The sequence below is a fragment of the Mycobacterium sp. genome, from assembly GCF_035653355.1.
Taxonomy (GTDB): domain Bacteria; phylum Actinomycetota; class Actinomycetes; order Mycobacteriales; family Mycobacteriaceae; genus Mycobacterium.
In genome coordinates this window covers 1-2,318 of the sequence record NZ_DASRBZ010000361.1, presented here as the reverse complement: position 1 = coordinate 2,318, position 2,318 = coordinate 1, and the positions used below count along the sequence as shown (strand labels likewise).

Here is a 2,318-nt window from a genome sequence, read left to right as displayed (position 1 = left end):
CGGCGAAGAACAAAGTATGCAGCGCCAACGCACCATCGTCGGCACGCAGCGCCGCGAGGTATTCCTTTCCGCGCATGACGAAAGTGGCGATGCCGGCGCGGTTGGTCCGCGCCATGGCTTCGCGTAGCAGAGCGTAAGGCCGGGTGTATTCCTCGCTGGTGGGGGCGAGCCAGTAGGTCTTCTGAAAGTAGACCGGATCGATCTCGTTCAGGTCGACGAAGCGGGTGATATCGAGAGTGCGCGACCGGCCAGGAGCGATGGCATCCAGCTCCTCCGGCTCCACGATGACATAGTCCCCGCCGCCGACTTCTGCGCCTTTGACAATGTCGGCGTAGTCGACTTCCTTGCCGGTCCGCTCGTTGATCCGCTGGTAACGAATGCGGTCGGCGGTGCCGCGCTGGAACTGATGAAAGTGGACGGTGTGATCTTCGGTGGCGCTGTACATAGCGATCGGGATGGAAACCAACCCGAAGTTAATTGACCCGCTCCAGATAGCCCGTGCCATCGAGCTTCACCTCCTCGCAACTGAGTACCCTGTTCATTCCGTTTCTCACCCGTTGCCATGCTGGGCCAACTGGCGTTGGAGATCGTGTACCCGGCGCCACGCGTCCCGAGCTGCGCGGTCAGCCGATTCAAAATCTCGCCGCGCCGACAGTGCCCGGCGGCGCGTTTCGTGTTCGGTGCGCTCCGCCTCGTCAAGGCGCGCACGTAATTCCTGCACCTCCATGGCTGCGTCCTGCGCGGACTGGTCGGCGCCAGCCAGCTCACGCTGCGCCGCATCTCGGGCGACGTCGGCGTGGGTTGCCTCCTGGCGCGCGCGGTCCAAGTTCTGGCGCAGCAGCTCATTCCCACCATGCGTGCGGCCGCCGTCCTGCACGCCGGGGATAGCCGTCGCGGCTGCGGCGAACAGTTCGGTGGCGGCGTCGGCAGGATTCAACGCCGACGTCAGGCGTCCGCCGGCCAGGGCCCGCGCCGCAGCCGAGCTGTTCACCGCAGCTGTGAAGGTATCGCTCAACTCACGGCTGACCGCTTCGCTCGTTGGATGCCCAGCCGCGCGAGCCAGCCCCTGTGCCTGTTGAACAAGGCCGTGTACCAGCTGGCGACGCTGCGCCGACAGTCGCCGCAACTCGTCACCCTGCAACCGTTGCTGCGCCGCACGCAACCCATCACCCAGCTTCACCAGAGCGCGAATCTCGTCGGGCTGCTCCCGGGCGAGCAGGTTGGCCACCCACGCCGCCGTGGATGGCCGGCGCAGCACCGCAATCTGGTCGGCCAGCTCGCGGTCACCCTGTTCGCGGGCCTGTTTGGCGGCCGCGTTGCGGGCGGCGGTAAATTCGTCGCGCGGCAGCGCATACAGCTTGTCGGCCACCGACTCGAAATCCACCCCAACTCACTTTCGCCGCGCAGGCCAGTCTACGGCCCCGAATTCCCTTCTCAGGATGGTGATGACTGACCTGTGATGGGTCATCACGCGCTGGGGCTGTCCCCCGGATAGTTGGCCATGATTCAGGGAAGCCTTCAGCTGTGCAGACCTTCCTGCCCTATCCCGATTTCGCCGCCAGCGCTGCGGTACTGGACGGCCGGCGGCTGGGCAAGCAGCGCGTCGAAGCTCTCCAGATCTTGCGGGCAGTCACCCGGCCGACGTATGGCTGGAAACACCATCCCGCGGTGCGGATGTGGATGGATTACCCGGAAGCCGTTGCGGCTTACGGCCTCGCGATGTGCGACGAGTGGCTGCGCCGCGGATGCGCCGACACCTGCGCGGTGACCATCCGGGCCGATCTCGCCGAGGTCGGTCTGCTACCACCACGCGGCCAAGCAGAGCTGGCACGGCTCGGCAAGTTGCCGGACTGGCTGGGCGACGGGCGTCTGCACCGCAGCCATCAAGCAGCATTGGTGCGCAAGGATCCGGCTTACTACCAGCCGCTGTTCCCTGATGCTGATCGCGCGCTGCCCTACTTCTGGCCCACCAACCCCTCCTGAACGCTCGCGTGATCAATCCGGTTGCGTCGTAATGAACCGGACCCTTACCTGCGGCAGGCCTACGAGTTCGGGGCGCTGGAGGATTTCGACCACCTGTACCGCTGTGCGCGACCCCTATGACGGCGGCACGACCGCTCTTATCTCGAAGCTGCCTGCGCTGACACTGGTCGCTTCCGAGCAGCAGACGTTACTCATTACGAGTGGCTGATGGACCCTGGCGAGTTGTCACGACCGTCCGAGCCCTCATCTGGCGGCTACCCGTGTTCGCCTACTCGGTCGACCTGCGTGGCGAGAAAGGCAGCGGTGAGCGCAGAGGCTGCGGACACCACAGTGAT

At 65.4% G+C, this 2,318-nt stretch carries 3 protein-coding genes; 1 reads left to right on the top strand and 2 read right to left on the bottom strand.

The window, feature by feature from the left end; translation table 11 throughout:
* The coding region (locus VFA16_RS12590) for a Ku protein (RefSeq protein ID WP_324968131.1) at positions 1–505 on the bottom strand (505 nt) is incomplete at its 3' end.
* A 45-nt stretch (positions 506–550) separates the two neighbouring features.
* A complete protein-coding gene (locus VFA16_RS12585; protein WP_324968130.1) occupies positions 551–1,384 on the bottom strand; it encodes a hypothetical protein in 834 nt (277 codons plus the stop codon).
* A gap of 140 nt (positions 1,385–1,524) precedes the next feature.
* Here VFA16_RS12585 and VFA16_RS12580 point away from each other — a divergent pair, with 140 nt between their 5' ends.
* Positions 1,525–1,983 carry an MSMEG_6728 family protein gene (locus VFA16_RS12580; protein ID WP_324968129.1) on the top strand — a complete coding sequence of 153 codons (459 nt, stop codon included), beginning with the start codon at positions 1,525–1,527 and terminating at the stop codon, positions 1,981–1,983.
* The last annotated feature ends 335 nt before the right edge of the window (positions 1,984–2,318 follow it).